This is a genomic window from Curtobacterium sp. MCJR17_055 (assembly GCF_003224335.1).
Classification (GTDB): domain Bacteria; phylum Actinomycetota; class Actinomycetes; order Actinomycetales; family Microbacteriaceae; genus Curtobacterium.
On sequence record NZ_QKLF01000003.1, the window covers coordinates 36,859 to 54,354 of the forward strand.

General features: G+C 70.8%; 21 protein-coding genes. 19 read left to right on the forward strand and 2 right to left on the reverse strand.

Going from position 1 to position 17,496, the window contains the following annotated elements; all coding sequences use genetic code 11:
- Genes rpsP through trmD form a run of 4 tightly spaced genes read left to right on the forward strand, consistent with a single transcriptional unit; the run spans position 1 to position 1,938 of the window.
- Positions 1-411, forward strand: a complete 411-nt coding sequence (gene rpsP, locus DEJ16_RS07695; protein WP_110826142.1) for a 30S ribosomal protein S16 — start codon at positions 1-3, stop codon at positions 409-411.
- Between the two features lie 3 nt (positions 412-414).
- Entirely contained in the window at positions 415-651 is a 237-nt protein-coding gene (locus DEJ16_RS07700) for an RNA-binding protein (protein ID WP_110826143.1), read from the forward strand.
- 19 nt (positions 652-670) lie between these two features.
- Entirely contained in the window at positions 671-1,249 is a 579-nt protein-coding gene (gene rimM / locus DEJ16_RS07705) for a ribosome maturation factor RimM (RefSeq protein ID WP_181419522.1), read from the forward strand.
- A gap of 2 nt (positions 1,250-1,251) precedes the next feature.
- The gene (trmD, locus tag DEJ16_RS07710) at positions 1,252-1,938 is read left to right on the forward strand and encodes a tRNA (guanosine(37)-N1)-methyltransferase TrmD (protein WP_110826145.1); all 687 of its coding nucleotides are present in this window, start codon (positions 1,252-1,254) and stop codon (positions 1,936-1,938) included.
- 84 nt (positions 1,939-2,022) lie between these two features.
- Here trmD and map read toward each other — a convergent pair whose 3' ends face one another.
- Complete coding sequence (gene map, locus DEJ16_RS07715) at positions 2,023-2,805, reverse strand: type I methionyl aminopeptidase (protein WP_110826146.1); 783 nt, start codon at positions 2,803-2,805, stop codon at positions 2,023-2,025.
- A gap of 166 nt (positions 2,806-2,971) precedes the next feature.
- Here map and rplS point away from each other — a divergent pair, with 166 nt between their 5' ends.
- From rplS to DEJ16_RS07760, 9 genes are all read left to right on the forward strand, one after another.
- Positions 2,972-3,325, forward strand: a complete 354-nt coding sequence (gene rplS, locus DEJ16_RS07720) for a 50S ribosomal protein L19 (protein WP_110826147.1) — start codon at positions 2,972-2,974, stop codon at positions 3,323-3,325.
- Between the two features lie 156 nt (positions 3,326-3,481).
- Positions 3,482-4,231: a signal peptidase I gene (gene lepB / locus DEJ16_RS07725; protein WP_110826148.1), complete on the forward strand. Its 750-nt coding sequence runs from the start codon at positions 3,482-3,484 to the stop codon at positions 4,229-4,231.
- Complete coding sequence (locus DEJ16_RS07730; protein ID WP_110826149.1) at positions 4,228-4,926, forward strand: ribonuclease HII; 699 nt, start codon at positions 4,228-4,230, stop codon at positions 4,924-4,926. Before lepB ends, DEJ16_RS07730 begins: the two co-directional genes overlap by 4 nt.
- Before the next feature lie 7 nt (positions 4,927-4,933).
- Entirely contained in the window at positions 4,934-5,257 is a 324-nt protein-coding gene (locus DEJ16_RS07735; RefSeq protein WP_110826150.1) for a DUF2469 family protein, read from the forward strand.
- 79 nt (positions 5,258-5,336) lie between these two features.
- Positions 5,337-5,687, forward strand: a complete 351-nt coding sequence (locus DEJ16_RS07740) for an Lsr2 family protein (RefSeq protein ID WP_110826151.1) — start codon at positions 5,337-5,339, stop codon at positions 5,685-5,687.
- A gap of 187 nt (positions 5,688-5,874) precedes the next feature.
- Positions 5,875-6,261 carry a YraN family protein gene (locus DEJ16_RS07745; RefSeq protein WP_110826152.1) on the forward strand — a complete coding sequence of 129 codons (387 nt, stop codon included), beginning with the start codon at positions 5,875-5,877 and terminating at the stop codon, positions 6,259-6,261.
- Positions 6,258-7,781: a YifB family Mg chelatase-like AAA ATPase gene (locus DEJ16_RS07750; RefSeq protein ID WP_110826153.1), complete on the forward strand. Its 1,524-nt coding sequence runs from the start codon at positions 6,258-6,260 to the stop codon at positions 7,779-7,781. The genes DEJ16_RS07745 and DEJ16_RS07750 overlap by 4 nt, the downstream gene beginning before the upstream one ends.
- Entirely contained in the window at positions 7,778-9,058 is a 1,281-nt protein-coding gene (gene dprA, locus DEJ16_RS07755; RefSeq protein WP_146232845.1) for a DNA-processing protein DprA, read from the forward strand. The genes DEJ16_RS07750 and dprA overlap by 4 nt, the downstream gene beginning before the upstream one ends.
- 164 nt (positions 9,059-9,222) lie before the next feature.
- Complete coding sequence (locus DEJ16_RS07760; RefSeq protein ID WP_110826155.1) at positions 9,223-10,200, forward strand: tyrosine recombinase XerC; 978 nt, start codon at positions 9,223-9,225, stop codon at positions 10,198-10,200.
- Here DEJ16_RS07760 and DEJ16_RS07765 read toward each other — a convergent pair.
- Positions 10,137-10,988, reverse strand: coding sequence for a murein hydrolase activator EnvC (locus DEJ16_RS07765; protein ID WP_258365871.1), 852 nt, complete (start codon positions 10,986-10,988; stop codon positions 10,137-10,139). The two genes, DEJ16_RS07760 and DEJ16_RS07765, sit on opposite strands and share 64 nt — an antisense overlap.
- Positions 10,989-11,416: 428 nt before the next feature.
- Between DEJ16_RS07765 and DEJ16_RS07770 the strand changes: the two genes are divergently transcribed.
- The 6 genes from DEJ16_RS07770 (at position 11,417) to DEJ16_RS07795 (ending at position 17,417) form a co-directional block, all read left to right on the forward strand.
- Positions 11,417-12,859 (forward strand): sugar porter family MFS transporter, encoded by a 1,443-nt coding sequence (locus DEJ16_RS07770; RefSeq protein WP_258365872.1) that lies wholly within the window; start codon positions 11,417-11,419, stop codon positions 12,857-12,859.
- A gap of 286 nt (positions 12,860-13,145) precedes the next feature.
- Positions 13,146-14,072 (forward strand): 30S ribosomal protein S2, encoded by a 927-nt coding sequence (gene rpsB, locus DEJ16_RS07775; protein WP_110825190.1) that lies wholly within the window; start codon positions 13,146-13,148, stop codon positions 14,070-14,072.
- Positions 14,073-14,162: 90 nt separating this feature from the next.
- The gene (tsf, locus tag DEJ16_RS07780) at positions 14,163-14,990 is read left to right on the forward strand and encodes a translation elongation factor Ts (protein ID WP_110825189.1); all 828 of its coding nucleotides are present in this window, start codon (positions 14,163-14,165) and stop codon (positions 14,988-14,990) included.
- 106 nt (positions 14,991-15,096) lie between these two features.
- Positions 15,097-15,816 carry a UMP kinase gene (gene pyrH / locus DEJ16_RS07785; RefSeq protein ID WP_110825188.1) on the forward strand — a complete coding sequence of 240 codons (720 nt, stop codon included), beginning with the start codon at positions 15,097-15,099 and terminating at the stop codon, positions 15,814-15,816.
- Between the two features lie 54 nt (positions 15,817-15,870).
- A complete protein-coding gene (frr, locus tag DEJ16_RS07790) occupies positions 15,871-16,425 on the forward strand; it encodes a ribosome recycling factor (protein ID WP_110825187.1) in 555 nt (184 codons plus the stop codon).
- Positions 16,426-16,475: 50 nt separating this feature from the next.
- Positions 16,476-17,417 (forward strand): phosphatidate cytidylyltransferase, encoded by a 942-nt coding sequence (locus DEJ16_RS07795; protein ID WP_110825186.1) that lies wholly within the window; start codon positions 16,476-16,478, stop codon positions 17,415-17,417.
- Positions 17,418-17,496: the final 79 nt, after the last annotated feature.

Below are 17,496 nucleotides of genomic sequence, written 5' to 3' on the forward strand. Positions count from 1 at the left end.
GTGGCTGTCAAGATCCGTCTCAAGCGCCTCGGCAAGATCCGAGCGCCGTACTACCGCATCGTCGTCGCCGACTCGCGCACCAAGCGCGACGGTCGTGTGATCGAGGAGATCGGCAAGTACCACCCCACCGAGGAGCCCTCGTTCATCGAGGTCCAGTCCGAGCGTGCGCAGTACTGGCTCGGCGTCGGCGCGCAGCCGACCGAGCAGGTCGCCGCGCTCCTCAAGCTGACCGGTGACTGGGCCAAGTTCAAGGGCGAGAAGGACACCGAGTCCAAGGTCAAGGTCCGCGAGCCGAAGCCGGCCTTCACGGTCGACAGCTCGAAGAAGGCCGTCCTCAAGCCCAAGTCGGAGAAGACGGCCCCGGCCGCTCCGGCAGCGGACGAGTCCTCCGACGAGACGACCGAGGCGTAGTCCTTGCTCGAATCCGCGCTGACGCACCTCGTCAAGGGGATCGTCGATCACCCTGACGACGTGCGCGTCGCCAGCTCCACCTCCGCGCGGGGCGAGGTCCTCGAGGTGCGTGTGCACCCCGAGGACCTCGGCCGCGTGATCGGTCGCGCCGGACGCACCGCGAAGGCGCTCCGCACGCTCGTCACGGCCCTGGCCGACGGCAAGCGCGTGCGGGTCGACGTGGTGGACAGCGATTCCTAGGGAGACGACCCAGCTCCGGGTGGGTCGCATCACGAAGGCGCACGGGCTCAAGGGCGGCATCAAGCTCGAGCTCTACACCGACGACCCGGATCGTCGGTTCACGCCGGGAGCGGTCTTCACGCTCCAGGTCCCCGACGACTCCCCGTGGTCGGGCAAGACCATCGCGCTCGACGAACTCCGCTGGTACAACGGCCACCCCGTCGCGTTCTTCGCGGGTGTCGCCGACCGGAGCGCCGCCGAGACCCTCGCGCGGGCGATCCTCTGGGTCGAGCAGGACACCGACGAGGACACCGGTGAGGACGACGCCTGGTACGACCACCAGCTGGTCGGCCTGAAGGTCCTCCGCGACGGCGTCGAGGTCGGCACCGTCGCACGGGTCGACCACCTGCCGGCACAGGACCTGCTCGCGGTCGACACGCCCGATCGCGGCGAGGTCCTCGTGCCGTTCGTCGCGGCGATCGTGCCCGCGGTCGACCTCGACGCCGGCACCGTCACGGTCACCCCGCCGACCGGTCTGTTCGAGGACCCGGAGGACACCAGCCGTCCCGAGACGGTGACCCCACCGGCGACGTCCCCGGCCGCCGACACCGAGGACTGACCGTGCGGATCGACATCGTCACGATCTTCCCGGAGTTCTTCGGGGTGCTCGACGTCTCCCTGCTCGGCAAGGCCCGGCAGGGCGGCCTGCTCGACCTGCACGTGCACGACCTCCGCTCGTGGACGACCGACCGGCACCGCACGGTCGACGACACCCCGTACGGCGGCGGCGCCGGCATGGTGATGAAGCCGGAACCGTGGGCCCAGGCCCTCGACGCCCTGCTCCGCCCTGACGGCTCGTCGACGCTCGTCGTGCCGACGCCCGCGGGGACGCCCTTCCGGCAGACCATCGCCCGGTCCCTCGCCGAGCACGAGCACCTCGTGTTCGCCTGCGGTCGGTACGAGGGGATCGACGCCCGCGTGTTCGAATGGGCCGCGGCGCGCAGCACGGTCGTCGAGCTCTCCCTCGGTGACTACGTGTTGAACGGCGGCGAGGTCGCGGCGATGGCCGTGATCGAGGCCGTCGGACGGCTGGTCCCGGGTGTCGTCGGCAACCCCGAGTCACTCGTCGAGGAGTCCCACGAGGACGGCCTGCTCGAGTACCCCTCCTACACGAAGCCGGCGTCGTGGCGCGGCCTCGACGTGCCGGACGTGCTGCTCAGCGGGCACCACGCGCGCGTCGCCTCCTGGCGCCACGAGCAGCAGGTGGAGCGGACGCGGCGCGTCCGTCCGGACCTGCTGCCGGACTGAGCGGGTCGACGCGACCCCTCGACGGACGGGAGGCCCGACACCAGCTGGTGTCGGGCCTCCCGTCCGTTCGTCGGTGCTGCCGCCTCAGGCGCCGCGCTGCGCGCGCCGGAGGGTGAGGACCTCCGGGCCCTGTTCCGTGACGGCGACCGTGTGCTCGACGTGCGCGGCCCGTGACCCGTCGACACTGCGGAGCGTCCAGCCGTCCTCGTCCTGGACGAGCTCGTCCGTGCCCTGCATGAGCCAGGGCTCGATCGCGACGACGAGGCCCGGTCGGAGCTTCAGTCCGCGTCCCGGGCGGCCGTCGTTCGGGACGTGCGGGTCGCCGTGCATGGTGCGGCCGACGCCGTGCCCGCCGAACTGCAGGTTCACGTCGTACCCGGCGCCCCTGGCGACCGAGCCGATCGCGGCGGAGACGTCGCCGAGCTTGTTGCCCGGGGTCGCCTGCGCGATGCCGGCGGCGAGGCACCGTTCGACCGTGGTGATGAGACGCTGGTCCTCGTCCCGGGGCGTGCCCACCTGCACGGTGACGGCGGAGTCCGCGACCCACCCGCCGACGCTCGCGGCGAAGTCGAGGCTGACCAGGTCGCCGTCCTGCAGCACACGGTCGTACGGCAGCCCGTGCAGGGCCGCGTCGTTCACCGACGTGCAGAGGTTCTTGCCGAACGGCGACTTCCCGAAGGACGGGTGGTAGTCCACGTAGCAGCTCTCGGCGCCACGGTCCGCGATCATCCGCGCGGCCACGCGGTCGAGGTCGAGCAGGTTCACCCCGACGTCGACCGTCTCCAGCAGGGTGTCGAGGACGTCGGCGACGAAGCGGCCGGCGACACGCAGTCCGTCGAGTTCGGCGGGGGTGCGGAGTTCGATCATGGGACCATCCTGCCGGTTGGCTGCGGTGGGGTTGTTGTGGCATGATGATCGATCGTGCCCTGGCTGGACTCTGCCACGGGGGAGTCGCCGACACCGGGCACGCATCTCGTACTTTCCGAATTCGATCCGCGGCGACCCGTGTGCGTCCGCAGGAAGTGACACCATCATGCAGCTGCTCGACCACGTGACCGCCGGTGCCCTGCGCACCGACCACCCGGACTTCCGCCCCGGCGACACCGTCAAGGTCCACGTCAACATCGTCGAAGGCACGCGTTCGCGTATTCAGGTCTTCCAGGGCGTCGTCATCGGCCGCCAGGGCCACGGCATCGGCGAGACCTTCACGGTCCGCAAGGTGAGCTTCCAGGTCGGCGTCGAGCGCATGTTCCCGGTGCACTCCCCGATCATCGACCACGTCGAGATCGTCACCCGCGGTGACGTCCGTCGCGCGAAGCTCTACTACCTCCGCGAACTCCGCGGCAAGGCGGCCCGCCGCAAGATCAAGGAGAAGCGCGACAACTGATCGCCTTCACAGCGACGCCCGGAACGCCGGGCCCGCTGCGAGCCCCTCGTCCATGTACGGTTGTGCATCGGCGGGGGGCTCGCCCGTTCCCGGAGCCGCTCGCGCTCCGGGGGCATGCGTCCCGGGCCCCCGGGGAACAGGTCGACGAGAGTGGAAATGACGGACACGACTGAGGGCGAGGCCCGTCGCCCGCGGAACACGAGGAAGCCGCGGAACGGGGTGCTGACCTTCCTGCGGGACCTCGTCATCATCTTCATCGCGGCACTCCTGGTGTCCTTCCTGGTGAAGACCTTCCTGATCCGCTCCTTCTACATCCCCTCTGCCTCGATGCAGAACACGCTGCAGATCAACGACCGCGTGATCGTCAACGAACTCGTGCCGGACACCGTCGCCCTCAAGCGCGGGGACGTCGTCGTCTTCAAGGACCCGGGCGGGTGGCTCGACGGCGAGCAGCTGCCGAACGTGACCCCGACGTCGCCCGTCGGTCAAGCGGCCGACTGGCTGCTCACGCAGGTCGGGCTCGGGACCGGGGACAGCGACGACCACCTCATCAAGCGGGTCATCGGGCTGCCGGGCGACACCGTCGCGTGCTGCAACGACCTCGGTCAGATGACGGTCAACGGGGTCCCGATCACGGAGCCGTACCTCAAGCTCCCGGCCGGCGACACCCGTGCCTCGTCGACCGACTTCTCCGTCACCGTGCCGAAGGGCACCATCTGGGTGATGGGCGACAACCGGAACGACTCGAAGGACTCCCGGTACAACGGGGACACCCCGTCGAAGGGGTTCGTCCCCCTCTCCGACGTCACGGGCCGGGCGTTCGTCATCTCCTGGCCGATGAGCCGGTGGACCTGGCTCGACGACCATCCCGAGGTCTTCGCCGGCGTGGAGGAGCGGGACGAGTGACCCCGGTCCGTCCGTCCCTGCGGCTGGAGAAGTCGCTCTTCGCCGCCGGCCGGGTCACCGTGATCGGTGTCGACGAGGTCGGCCGTGGTGCCATCGCCGGGCCGGTCGGCGTCGGTGTCGCGGCGGTGACGGTCGACGTCCGTCGCGTGCCGCAGGGGCTGGCCGACTCGAAGCTCCTGTCCCAGGCGCGGCGGACCGAGCTCGTGCCGACGGTCACCCGGTGGGCGCGCACCGCCGTCGGGATGGCGTCCGCCGAGGTCGTCGACGAGCAGGGCATCGTCGCCGCACTGGGGCTGGCCGGGGCGCGGGCGATCACGACCCTCGTCGACGACGGGGTCTCGCTCGAGGGAGCGGTGGTGGTGCTCGACGGGTCGTTCGACTGGCTCTCGCGGGCCCTGCCGTCCGAGCACCGGCCACTCGACGTCCAGGTGCGGGTGAAGGCGGACCGTGACTGCGCCTCCGTGGCCGCGGCGTCCGTCGTCGCCAAGGTCGCTCGTGACGAGCTGATGATCGCTGCGCACGACGATGCGCCGCACTACGCGTGGGCGTCCAACAAGGGGTACGGCTCGACCGCGCACTACGACGCCATCCGAACGGTCGGGCCGCATGCGCTGCACCGGAAGACCTGGTTGCACGCCGCCTCCGCGGTCGCGCTCGACGGGTTCGAGGAACTCGACCGCGTCGCCGTAGACTGAGCGCGCGATGGATGACGAAGAATTCGACGACTACGACCGCGAGGTCGAACTTGCCCTGTACCGCGAGTACCGCGACGTCGTCGGGCAGTTCCGGTACGTGGTCGAGACCGAGCGCCGCTTCTACCTGGCGAACGAGGTCGAGCTGGTCCGTCGGGACACCGAGCACGACTTCTACTTCGAATTGACGATGAACGACGTGTGGGTCTGGGACGTCTACCGGTCCGACCGATTCGTGAAGTCCGTTCGCGTTCTCACGTTCAAGGACGTGAACGTCGAAGAACTCACCGCGCGGGAACTCGAACTCCCCAAGGAACTCGCTCTCGACGAGTAGGGGATCGCCGACGCATTCGGTCATTCCGGAAACTCCTGCGATACGCTGGACCGTATTCACGATCCTGAAGGAGTGAGAAATGGCGCAGAAGGTCACTGTCCAGCTCGTCGACGATCTCGACGATTCGCCGATCGCCGCTGGCGATGGCCGCACGGTCGAGTTCGCGTTCGACGGTTCGTCCTACGAGATCGACCTGTCCAACGACAACGTCGACAAGTTCCGGGACGCGATCTCGGACTACATCGCAGCAGCGCGCAAGACCGCCGGTCGTCGCACCGGGTCGACGGGCAAGCCCTCGTCGGCGCCGAAGCGCGGCAACTCCGAGGAACTCGGCAAGATCCGCGAATGGGCGAAGGAGAACGGCTACGAGGTCTCTTCTCGTGGTCGTATCTCGACGCAGGTGCAGGAAGCGTACGCAGCCGCACACTGATCATCCCGATCGGCGTCCGTCGCCGATCACAGCAAGGGCCGGACATTCCGTGAGGAATAGTCCGGCCTTTGTCGTTGTGCGGGACATCGGGCCAACCGTTCCTCCACAGGACGGTCTTTCCGCGCGTCCATCCACAGGACACCACGAGCCTTCTCCATTCGGTCGCGGCGTTCATCATCCTGACTCCATGACGAATCGAGCAGCGCCACGAGTTCCGACCGACTCGCGGAGAGCAACGGGGATGACCGGAGAACGCCACGCCGTGGAATGGCTCGAGCGGCACGGGTTCCGGATCATCGACCGGAACTGGCGATGCGCACGCGGCGAGATCGACATCGTCGCGCGGACCGGCGAGACCATCGTCTTCGTCGAGGTGAAGACCCGGACCGGCCAGGCCGCCGGTCATCCGCTCGAAGCCGTGACGCCGCAAAAGCTCGCCCGCATGCGTCGACTCGTCCCGGCCTGGTTCCACGCGAACCGCGACGAGACGGCGCGCGCGATCCGGCTCGACTGCATCGCCGTCACGATCGTGGCGGACCACGTGGCGATCGAGCACGTCGAGGCGATCGGATGAGTGACATCGGACGGACGTCGGCCGTGGCGCTCGTGGGGGTGCGGGGGACCCTCGTCGAGGTCGAAGCGCACCTCACCAGTCAGCTGCCGACCTTCAGCATCATCGGGTTGCCGGACACGTCGCTCGGGGAAGCCCGGGAACGCGTCCGCTCGGCAGCGACCGTCGCCGACTGCCCGCTGCCGTCACGTCGCATCACGGTCAACCTCACCCCGGCCAGCGTCCCCAAGCGCGGCTCCGGGTTCGACCTGGCCATCGCGATGGCGGTCCTCGCCGCCGCGGGGACGGCTCCCGGGGCCGACCGACGGACCGTCTACGTCGGAGAGCTCGGTCTCGACGGACGCGTCCGCCCCGTGTTGGGCATCATCCCGGTCGTGCTGGCGGCCCGCGAGGCCGGGATGGACCGCGTCGTCCTGCCGATCGGGAACCTCGCAGAGGCGCAGGCCGTCCCCGGGGTGACGCTCACCGGGGTGGACTCGCTCCGGTCCGCCGCGATCGACGCCGGTGCCGATCTCCCGGCCGGGTTCGCCGACCCGGTGCTCCTCCCGGTGCCGGTCGACGACACACCACCGCCGCTCGAGCTCGCCGACGTGGTCGGCAACGCCATCGGTGTCCGCGCGGTCGTCACCGCCGCCGCGGGCGGCCACCACGTCCTCCTGCTCGGGCCGCCGGGTTCGGGCAAGACCATGCTCGCCGAACGCCTGCCCGCGCTGCTGCCGGACCTCGATGGCGACGCGGCACTCGAGGTCGCCGCGGTCCGGTCGGTCGCAGGGCACGGCGTGCGCTCCTGGACACGGCGACCGCCGTGGGAAGCGCCGCACCACTCGGCGTCGGCGGCCGCCCTGATCGGCGGCGGGACGGGGCAGCTCCGGCCGGGAGCGGTGTCACGGGCGACAGGCGGTGTGCTGTTCCTCGACGAAGCGACCGAGTTCCCCCGAGCGGTCCTGGACGCGCTCCGGCAACCCCTCGAAGCAGGGTGCATCACGGTGCACCGCGCCGGCGGATCAGCCGAGTTCCCCGCCCGGTGTCAGCTCGTGCTCGCCGCCAACCCCTGTCCATGCGGGAACGCCGGGGGTGTCGGTGGCCCGGCCTGCACGTGTCCGCCGAGCGCGGTCCGGCGGTACCTCGGTCGCCTGTCCGGGCCGCTGCTCGACCGCATCGACATCCGGGTCGCGGTCGCCAGGGTGACGACCGGGACGCTCCGCGCGAGTGACGGGACGGCCCCGACCACCGATGCGGCGAGGCGGGTGATCGGCGATGCCCGGGAGCGCATGCGGACTCGGCTCCGGGGGACCGGATGGACCACGAACGCCGACGTCACCGGCACGTGGCTGCGCGGTGACGGCCGCGCCGCACCGGGTGCCTCCGACGTCCTCGACCGAGCACTCGACCTCGGCACCCTGACGATGCGCGGATGGGACCGGGTGATGCGACTGGCGTGGACGATCGCGGACCTCGACGGCGACGACCGACCCGACCGACGACACGTCGAGCGCGCGCTCGCGCTGCGGACGGCGCTGTGAGCACCGGGGGCAGGACTGCCCGGCGCAGGAGCGTCGACCGTGCCGCCGCGCTGTCACGACTCCGTGCCGCCGTCGTACGACCCGGCGAGCTGGGCACCGACGAACTCCTCGCCCGGGTCGCCTGGTCGACGGTCGTCGAGCCGGGGGACGGCACGGCCGGCGAGCTGGTGGGACGGCTGGGCGCGGGCCGCTCGATCCGTGCCGTCCTGCAGGCGCTCGACGACGGGCCGGTGGCACTCGGGGAGATGCTCGTCGACACCGGACGCGACTCGGCGGAGGACGACGTGCGCGACGAGCTCGCCCGGGCGGCCTCGGACCCGCTCGTGCCGGCACTCGAACGGTGGCGCCCACGGCTGCTCCGCCTCGACGTCGACGCCGTCCTGGGAGCAGCCTCCGCCGTGGGGTGCACGCTCCTCGTCCCGGGTGACGAGGACTGGCCGGCCGGGATCGACGACCTCGGTGTCCATGCTCCCCTCGTGCTGTGGCGTCGAGGAACGCGTCCGGTCGGTGACCTCCCGGGCATCTCGGTCGTGGGGGCCCGGGCGAACACGGTCCTCGGAGCGGAGGCCGCGGCGGAGATCACCTCGGCCGCGGCGGACGCCGGGTGCCTCGTCGTCTCCGGGGGCGCGTACGGCATCGACGCGGTCGCGCACCGGGTGGCCCTCGCAGCAGGTACACCCACGGTCGCGGTGCTCGCCGGCGGTGTCGACCAGCTCTACCCGGCGGGGAACAGCACCATGCTCCGGAGCGTCGCCGACCACGGAGCCCTGCTCGCGGAGTGCCCGCCCGGCACCAGACCGTCTCGGTGGCGGTTCCTCGCCCGCAACCGGCTCATCGCTGCCCTGGGGTCGGTGTCGGTCATCGTGGAGGCGGGTGCGCGGTCGGGCGCACTCAACACGGCCCACCATGCCGGGCAACTCGGGCGACCGGTCTTCGCCGTGCCGGGGCCGTACTCGTCCTCGGCGTCGGCCGGCTGCCACCGGCTGATCGCCGATCGCCGTGCCGAGATCGTCGTGCACCCGGCGGATCCCGTCGACGCGGCCCTCCGCACCCGGTCCGGGGACCCGACGACGGACCCTGCGGTGCCGATCGCCGCCGCGCGCGTCGATCCCGAGGTGCTCCGTGCCGTCGATGCCCTGAGCCGCCGGAGACCGATCCCGCTCGACGAGGTCGCCGTCCGGTCCGGGCTGTCACCGGCGGACGCGACCGACGCTCTCGCGCTCGCCGAGCTGCAAGGGCTGGTGACGCGGGGGCCTGGCGGGTGGACGGCCGCGTGACACCAGACGACGGGGGGAGCCGGCGGCGGAGCGGGAGGACGACCAGCGCGACGTCCGGAGCGGGACCGGGACCGCCGTCGTCCTCCGCAGTCTCGGGTGGGGGACGGGCCGCGCACCCGGCGGGGTGACGGGAGCGTGCTCGATGCCGGCCGTACCCTGACGAGGTGCACGACGACGAGGGACACCACCGCGGGAGTGACCGGCTCGACCGGGCCGTGTCGGCGTTCCTGGAGCACGGCCGACACGGGCGCGGCCTCAGTGAGCAGACCGTGCGGGCGTACCGCGCGGACCTCGACGACCTCACGGCGTTCGCGTCCGGGCGGGGGATCGACCGGACCGACGGCATCACGCTCGAGCTCCTGCGCGACTGGTTGTGGACGGCGAACGAGCGCGGTCTCGCCCGCTCGACGATCGCCCGTCGGAGCGCGTCGGTGCGCGCCTTCACCCGGTGGGCGAGCGAGTCCGGCGTGCTGCCGGTCGACCCCGGCGTGCGGCTCCGCGCGCCGAAGGGTGCCGCGCACCTGCCGCGCGTGGTCGCACAGGACCAGGTGCGGGAGATGCTCGACGGATTGAGCGCCCGCGCGGTCGGTGACGACCCCGCCGCCCTGCGCGACCTCGCCGTGGTCGAGCTGCTCTACGCCGCCGGCATCCGGGTGAGCGAACTCGTCGGACTGGACCTGACGGACCTCGACCGGGAGCGCCTGACGGTCCGGGTGCTCGGCAAGGGCGGGAAGGAACGCGTCGTGCCGTTCGGGGTGCCGGCACGGGACGCCCTCGAGGACTGGCTCGAGCGCGGCCGACCGGCGCTCGCCGCCGCCGGTACTCCGTCGACCGGCGCACCGCCCGCTCGGACGTCCGCGGCGGGCACCGCCCTGTTCCTCGGCGACCGCGGAGCGCGACTCGGCACCAGGAGCGCCTACCGCATCGTGGCGAGACTGCTCGAAGCGCTACCGGGGGACGGGCCGAGCGGCCCGCACACCTTCCGGCACACGGCGGCGACGCACCTGTTGGATGGGGGAGCGGACCTCCGTGCCGTGCAGGAGATGCTCGGGCACGCCAGCCTCGGCACCACGCAGATCTACACGCACGTCTCGTCCGCTCGGTTGCGCGAGGTGTACCGGACGGCGCACCCCCGCGCCTGACCGGTGCCCGCTCCGACGCCGGCGGCCAGCGCGTTCTCCGGCAGCAGGACCGGCCAGGCCGGTGCCGGCAGCAACGGGAGCGGATCGACGTAGCTGCCGTCGTCCCGAGCGCCGAGGTGCAGGCACGGCGTCACGGCAGGGCAGTGCCCGGACGCGACGACCCCGACCGGCGCCCCACGGTCGACACGGTCGCCCTTCCGGACGACCGGTCGCACGGGGTCGAGGGTGCTCACGAGCCCGTCTCCGTGGTCGATGGTCACGACCGGTCGACCTCCGACCGGGCCGGCGAACGTGACGGTCCCCGCGTCGGGGGCCGTCACGGTGGTGCCAGGGTCCGCGGCGACGTCCAGACCACGGTGCCCGGGCCCGTACTCGGTCGCCGGGGGTTCCCACGGCCGCTGGACGACGTGACGTGCCGTCGGCCAGGACCACCGGGGCCGTCCCACCGTGGACCGGGCCGCGCCGGACGGGGCGGAGGCAGGTGCTGGCTCGACGAGGCCGGTCCGGCTCATCTGGCCGTCCTGGCCGACCGCGCCGACCGCGCCGACCGCGCCGACCGCGCCACCCGAGCCACCCGCGCCGATCTGGCCGCCCGCGCCGACGCCGTGGAATGCCGCCGCCCACCCCCGCTCCCCGGGCCGGTCGACCATCCCGGCGGCACGACCCGGGGCGGCGAGGTCGGCCACACCGACCCGACCCACCGGTCCGACCAGGCCGACCACGGCCACGGCCACCGATGCAGCCAGCCCCACCCGCAGGACGCCCGGCAGCGCCCTCCGAGTCCTCATCGCGGTCGCAGTCGCCGCGGACGCCGGGACCCGTGGCCACCCAGCCCGCCACTCAGCCCGCCACGGACACCGCCACGCACCCCGCCACGGACCCCGCCACCGACCCGGTGCCGGCCCCCGCTCGGCACGCCGCCCCGCCACGCCCGGCACCACGCTTCCCCGTCCGCTCCTCGTCGCGCTCGTCATGCCACCCAGGCTCGCCGTCCCGACCCGGCCCCGAGGCGGACCGGAGCCCTCCTGTGGACGGAGCCCCGGGCCTCCCGGCCAGTGGAGGAGCGGCCGCCGCACGGCGCCCGATGTGCTCAACAACCCGCGAAGGGGTACTGTCGGGGCCGCTCCGGACACCGCAACGCCGCTCGGACGGCGATCCAGCCGACCGCCGGGGCACCGTGCACCACCCGGCACGGCGGCGGGAACCCAGGAGCATCGTGTCGACCAGGACCACCGAGCACGGCGAGGACCGTGCGTTCAAGGGGAAGGTCACGCTGTTCGCCGTCGCGGCGGCGGTCGGTGGCTTCCTCTTCGGCTTCGACTCGTCCGTCATCAACGGGGCGGTCGACGCGATCAAGGGGGAGTTCGACCTCTCCGACGGCGCCAGCGGGTTCGCGGTCGCCTCCGCCCTCATCGGGTGTGCGTTCGGCGCGTACTTCGCGGGACGCTTGGCGGACCGGTTCGGTCGTACCCGGATCATGTTCTGGGCCGCGGTGCTGTTCTTCGTGTCCTCGATCGGGTCGGGGTTCGCCTTCGCCACGTGGGACTTCGTCATCTGGCGCCTCGTCGGCGGACTCGGCATCGGCACCGCATCGGTCATCGCACCCGCCTACATCTCCGAGGTCTCCCCGAAGGCGATCCGTGGGCGCCTCGCGTCCTTCCAGCAGCTCGCGATCACGCTCGGCATCTTCGCCGCCCTGCTCTCGGACCAGTTCTTCGCGGTCACGGCGGGCAGCGCGTCGGCGGACGTCTTCGGCCTGCCGGCTTGGCGCTGGATGTTCCTGGTCGGTGTCGTCCCGTCGATCGTCTACGGCATCCTCGCGATCACGCTGCCGGAGTCGCCCCGGTACCTGCTCACCAAGGGCCGCGAGGACGACGCGCGTGAGGTCATGGGCAAGATCGTGCCCCGTGACACCGTGAACACGAGCCTGGAGGAGATCCAGGACGGCATCCAGAAGGAAGCGAACGAGAAGAAGGGCTCGATCCGCGGCAACCGCTTCGGCCTGCAGCCCATCGTCTGGGTCGGCATCATCCTCGCCGTCCTGCAGCAGTTCGTCGGCATCAACGTGATCTTCTACTACTCGACGACGCTGTGGCAGGCCGTCGGCTTCAAGGAGAGCGACTCGTTCCTCATCTCGACCATCACTTCGGTCGTGAACGTCCTGGTCACGTTCATCGCGATCTTCCTCGTCGACAAGGTCGGCCGGAAGCCGCTGCTCGTCGCCGGTTCCGCGGGCATGTTCGTCTCGCTGACGATGGTCGCCATCGCGTTCTCGCAGGCCCGCATCGTCGACGGCGAGCCCTCGCTGCCCGGCGCCTGGGGCGTCATCGCCCTCGTCTTCGCCAACCTGTTCGTCGTCTCCTTCGGTGCGACCTGGGGCCCGCTCATGTGGGTGCTGCTCGGCGAGATGTTCCCGAACCGCATCCGCGCCACCGCGCTCGGCATCGGCTCGGCGGCGAACTGGATCGCGAACTTCATCGTCACGATCTCGTTCCCGGTGCTGTCCGGCTTCAACCTGACGGTCACCTACGGCATCTACGCGCTCTTCGCGCTGCTGTCGCTGTTCTTCGTCATCGCGAAGATCCCCGAGACCAAGGGCCGCTCCCTCGAGGAGATGGGCATCTCGGCCGAGGGCGACACGGTCAGCGCCAAGGCCTGACGCTGCCGCCCACCCAGCCGGGAGGCCCGGATCGCGTGACCCTGCCGGGTCGCGTGATCCGGGCCTCCTTCCTCTGTTAGCATCTATCCAGCAGCGCGCTGGTCGCGCTGACTTCGCGTGTCCACCAGTGCCGGCCTCCGGCACGTCCCGCGGCCATCGGTCCCGCTCTCACGAGCGGGCGGTCACGGGGCTGGGCGCCAGGGGCCACGACCACCGGTCGTGACCGACACAACCGCAACCGTGTGCACGGGCTCCGTCCCGTGCGCCGAGAACAAGGAGGGACGGCATGGCCGTCGTCACCATCCGCCAGCTGCTCGACAGCGGCGTCCACTTCGGACACCAGACCCGTCGGTGGAACCCGAAGGTGAAGCGCTTCATCCTCGCCGAGCGCTCGGGCATCCACATCATCGACCTGCAGCAGTCGCTGGCCTTCATCGACCGTGCGTACGACTTCGTCAAGGAGACGGTCGCGCACGGTGGCACGATCCTCTTCGTGGGCACCAAGAAGCAGGCGCAGGGCTCCATCGCCGAGCAGGCGACCCGCGTCGGCCAGCCGTACGTCAACCAGCGTTGGCTCGGCGGTCTGCTCACGAACTTCCAGACGGTCTCCAAGCGCCTCGCGCGCATGAAGGAGCTCGAGGAGATCGACTTCGACGACACGACGAAGGGCTTCACCAAGAAGGAGCTCCTCATCAAGAAGCGCGAGCTGGACAAGCTCCACAAGACCCTCGGTGGTATCCGCAACCTCACGCGGACCCCGAGCGCGCTCTGGATCGTCGACACCAAGAAGGAGCACCTCGCCGTCGACGAGGCGCAGAAGCTCGGGATCCCGATCATCGGCATCCTCGACACCAACTGCGACCCGGACGAGATCACCTACCCGATCCCGGGCAACGACGACGCGATCCGCTCCGTCGGCCTCCTCACCCGCATCGTCGCCGACGCCGCGGCCGAGGGTCTGAAGACCCGCCACAACGGTGGCGACGACGACGCGGCCGCCGAGCCGCTCGCCGAGTGGGAGCAGGAGCTCCTCGGTGGCGACAGCGCGACGCCGGCCGCCGACGCCGCCCCCGAGGGTGCGACCGTCGCCGAGAACGACGCTGACGCTCAGGTCGCCGCGAAGGAGATCGGCGAGCCGATCGCCGACGCCGACAAGAACGCCGAGCCGACGGCCGAGGCCGCCGCCGCTGCGGAGACCACCCCCGCCGAGTGAGCACCCGGGGCGCCGGACCGTCACCGGTCCGGCGCCCCTGCTCCGCTCCCCACTCTCCACACACGCACAGTCCAGAAAGGACTCCAGGCAATGGCAAACTTCACCGCTGCTGACGTGAAGAAGCTCCGCGAGGACCTCGGCGCCGGCATGATGGACGCCAAGAACGCCCTCGTCGAGGCTGACGGCGACTACGACAAGGCCGTCGAACTGCTCCGCATCAAGGGCGCGAAGGCCGTCGCCAAGCGCGACGACCGTGCGACCTCGGAAGGCGTCGTCGTCGCATCGGCCGACAACGGTGCCGCCACCGTCGTCGAGCTCGCCAGCGAGACCGACTTCGTCGCGAAGAACGAGAAGTTCACGACCCTCGCCGACAAGGTGCTCGGTGCGGTCGCCGCTGCCGGTGCCACCGACGTCGCCTCGGCGAACGCGGCCCCGCTCGACGGCAAGACCGTCCTCGAGGTCGTCAACGAGAGCGCAGCGGCGCTCGGCGAGAAGCTCGAGGTCCGCACGGTCCGCCGTGTCGAGGGCTCGGCCTTCGAGATCTACCTGCACAAGACGAGCCAGGACCTGCCGCCGCAGATCGCCGTCGTCGTCGCCTACGAGGGTGACAACGCCGCCGAGGCCCGTTCCATCGCGCAGCACGTCGCGTTCGCGAACCCGTCGTACCTCACGCGCGACGAGGTCCCGGCCGACGCGATCGAGAAGGAGCGCGCCACCGTCGAGGCGATCACGCGCGAGGAGGGCAAGCCCGAGGCCGCCCTCCCGAAGATCGTCGAGGGTCGCGTCAACGCCTTCATCAAGGGCATCTCGCTCCTCGACCAGGACTACGCGAAGGACAACAAGATCTCCGTCGCGAAGGCCGCCGAGAACGCCGGCATCACGATCCAGGGCTTCGCCCGCGTCAAGGTCGGCGCGTAACGAACCCATGACGGGGCCAGGAACCAACCGGTTCCTGGCCCCGTTGTCGTGCGCCCCGGCGCACCGAGTACATTTCCACGAGACCACGACGAAGGGTGCTTGACACATGACCGACGAGAAGACCGGACGCCGACGGGTCCTGCTGAAGCTCTCGGGAGAGGCGTTCGGCGCCGGTTCCCTGGGCGTGAACCCCGACGTCATCAGCTCCATCGCGAAGGAGATCGCGAACGCCGCTCGCGAGGTCGAGGTGGCCGTGGTCGTCGGTGGGGGGAACTTCTTCCGCGGTGCCGAGCTGTCGCAGCGCGGCATGGACCGGGGCCGCGCGGACTACATGGGCATGCTCGGTACCGTCATGAACGCCCTCGCCCTCCAGGACTTCCTCGAGCAGGCCGGCGCCGCCACCCGTGTGCAGTCGGCGATCAGCATGACCCAGGTCGCCGAGCAGTACATCCCGCGTCGCGCCGAGCGGCACCTCGAGAAGGGCCGCGTCGTCATCTTCGGTGCGGGCGCCGGCCTGCCCTACTTCTCGACCGACACCGTCGCCGCGCAGCGTGCGCTCGAGATCGGTGCGGACGAGGTGCTCGTCGCCAAGAACGGCGTCGACGGCGTGTACTCCGCCGACCCGAAGAAGGACCCGACCGCCGAGAAGCTGCACCACGTCACCTACCAGGACGCACTCCTCAAGGGGCTCAAGGTCGTCGACGCCACCGCGTTCTCGCTCTGCATGGACAACGGCATGCCGATGCACGTGTTCGGCATGGAGGGCGAGGGCAACGTCCGCGCCGCGATCCAGGGCGAGCGCATCGGGACCGTCGTCAGCAACTGACCGGGTCCCGACCGCCGACTGACTAGACTCGACCCGTACCGAAGGAGAACCACCGTGATCAGTGACGTCATGACCGAGGCGACCGAGAAGATGGCGAAGGCCGTCGACGTCGCGAGGGACGACTTCGCCACCGTCCGCACCGGCCGCATCAACGCCGCGCTCTTCCAGAAGATCCCGGTCGAGTACTACGGTTCGCCGACCCCGCTCGCGCAGCTCGCGTCCCTCCAGACGCCGGAGGCCCGCACCCTCATCGTGACGCCGTACGACAAGTCGGCGCTCAAGGAGATCGAGCGTGCGATCGCGACCTTCCCGAACCTCGGGGCCAGCCCGACGAACGACGGCGAGATCGTCCGCGTGACGATCCCCGAGCTCTCGGCCGAGCGCCGCAAGGAGTTCGTGAAGATCGTCAAGGGGAAGGGCGAGGACCACAAGGTCGTCCTCCGCAACATCCGCCGCAAGGCCAAGGACGACCTCGACGCGCTGAAGGGCGAGGTGTCCGACGACGACATCGCCCGCAGCGACAAGGAGCTCGACGCGCTGACGAAGAAGCACGTCGACCAGATCGACGAGGCGCTGAAGAAGAAGGAAGCCGAACTCCTCGAGGTCTGATGCGCCGTCCGGACCAGGGCGACGACCGCCCCACATCAGATGACCGCCGCATGACGGGGTTCCGACAGGACTTCGACGCGCGGGCGAGGGCGGCCCGGAGCGACTTCGAGGCGCAGATCCGGCAACGTCGTGCCGAGTTCGGTGTGCGCAACGAAGCACTGACCGCCCGCACCGGGCGGAACCTGCCGGCGGCGATCGCGATCGCACTCGCGTTCGCGGTGGTCATGCTCGCGTCGCTCCTGGTCTTCAAACCGGTGTTCATGCTCGTCGCCGCGTTCCTGCTCGGCGTCGGCGTCTACGAGCTCGCGAGTGCGATGCGGTTCGCGGGTCGTGACGTCCCGAGGATCCCGAGCGTCGCAGTCGCGGTCGCGACCGTCCCGGCCGCCTTCCTCGGCGGGCAGGACTGGGCGCTGTCGACGCTGCTCGGCGGCGTCGTCGTCATCTCGGTGTGGCGCCTCGTGGAGGTCGCCTTCGCCCGCACGAAGCCGTCGGCGCAGAACGTCGTCCGCGACCTCACGAACGGGTTGTTCGTCCAGGCGTACGTGACGCTGCTCGGTGCCTGCGTGGTGCTCCTGTCCGCGCAGGACCACGGCGAACGCTGGGTGATCGCGTTCATCCTCGTGGTCGTCGCGGTGGACACCGGGGCGTACGCGACGGGCATCAACCTCGGCAAGCACCCGATGGCGCCGCGCATCAGCCCGAAGAAGACGTGGGAGGGCTTCGGGGGATCGGTCGCGGCGAGCATCCTCGTCGGCATCCTCGTCACGTGGCTGATGCTCGGACTGCCCTGGTGGACCGGGATCATCCTCGGGGTGCTCATCTCCGGATCGGCCACGCTCGGGGACCTCACCGAGTCGATGATCAAGCGCGACCTCGGGATCAAGGACATCTCTTCGTTCCTGCCGGGCCACGGCGGGCTGCTCGACCGGATCGACAGCATCCTGCCGTCGGCGGCCATCGCGTACCTGATGTACCTCGTCATCGTGCGCTGACCACACTCCGGACGGGGCTCCGCGCACGCTGTCCCCGCGCGTCCAGGAAGTGCTCCGACACAGGCCTGGCACAATGGCG

Coding starts and splice junctions, on each gene's coding strand:
- DEJ16_RS07740 (WP_110826151.1), top strand. CDS start 5,337: ATGGCGCAGAAGGTCACTGTCCAGCTCGTCGACGATCTCGACGATTCG.
- lepB (WP_110826148.1), top strand. CDS start 3,482: ATGACGGACACGACTGAGGGCGAGGCCCGTCGCCCGCGGAACACGAGG.
- rpsB (WP_110825190.1), top strand. CDS start 13,146: ATGGCCGTCGTCACCATCCGCCAGCTGCTCGACAGCGGCGTCCACTTC.
- DEJ16_RS07765 (WP_258365871.1), bottom strand. CDS start 10,988: ATGAGGACTCGGAGGGCGCTGCCGGGCGTCCTGCGGGTGGGGCTGGCT.
- rplS (WP_110826147.1), top strand. CDS start 2,972: ATGCAGCTGCTCGACCACGTGACCGCCGGTGCCCTGCGCACCGACCAC.
- DEJ16_RS07750 (WP_110826153.1), top strand. CDS start 6,258: ATGAGTGACATCGGACGGACGTCGGCCGTGGCGCTCGTGGGGGTGCGG.
- pyrH (WP_110825188.1), top strand. CDS start 15,097: ATGACCGACGAGAAGACCGGACGCCGACGGGTCCTGCTGAAGCTCTCG.
- DEJ16_RS07735 (WP_110826150.1), top strand. CDS start 4,934: ATGGATGACGAAGAATTCGACGACTACGACCGCGAGGTCGAACTTGCC.
- DEJ16_RS07745 (WP_110826152.1), top strand. CDS start 5,875: ATGACGAATCGAGCAGCGCCACGAGTTCCGACCGACTCGCGGAGAGCA.
- tsf (WP_110825189.1), top strand. CDS start 14,163: ATGGCAAACTTCACCGCTGCTGACGTGAAGAAGCTCCGCGAGGACCTC.
- DEJ16_RS07795 (WP_110825186.1), top strand. CDS start 16,476: ATGACGGGGTTCCGACAGGACTTCGACGCGCGGGCGAGGGCGGCCCGG.
- map (WP_110826146.1), bottom strand. CDS start 2,805: ATGATCGAACTCCGCACCCCCGCCGAACTCGACGGACTGCGTGTCGCC.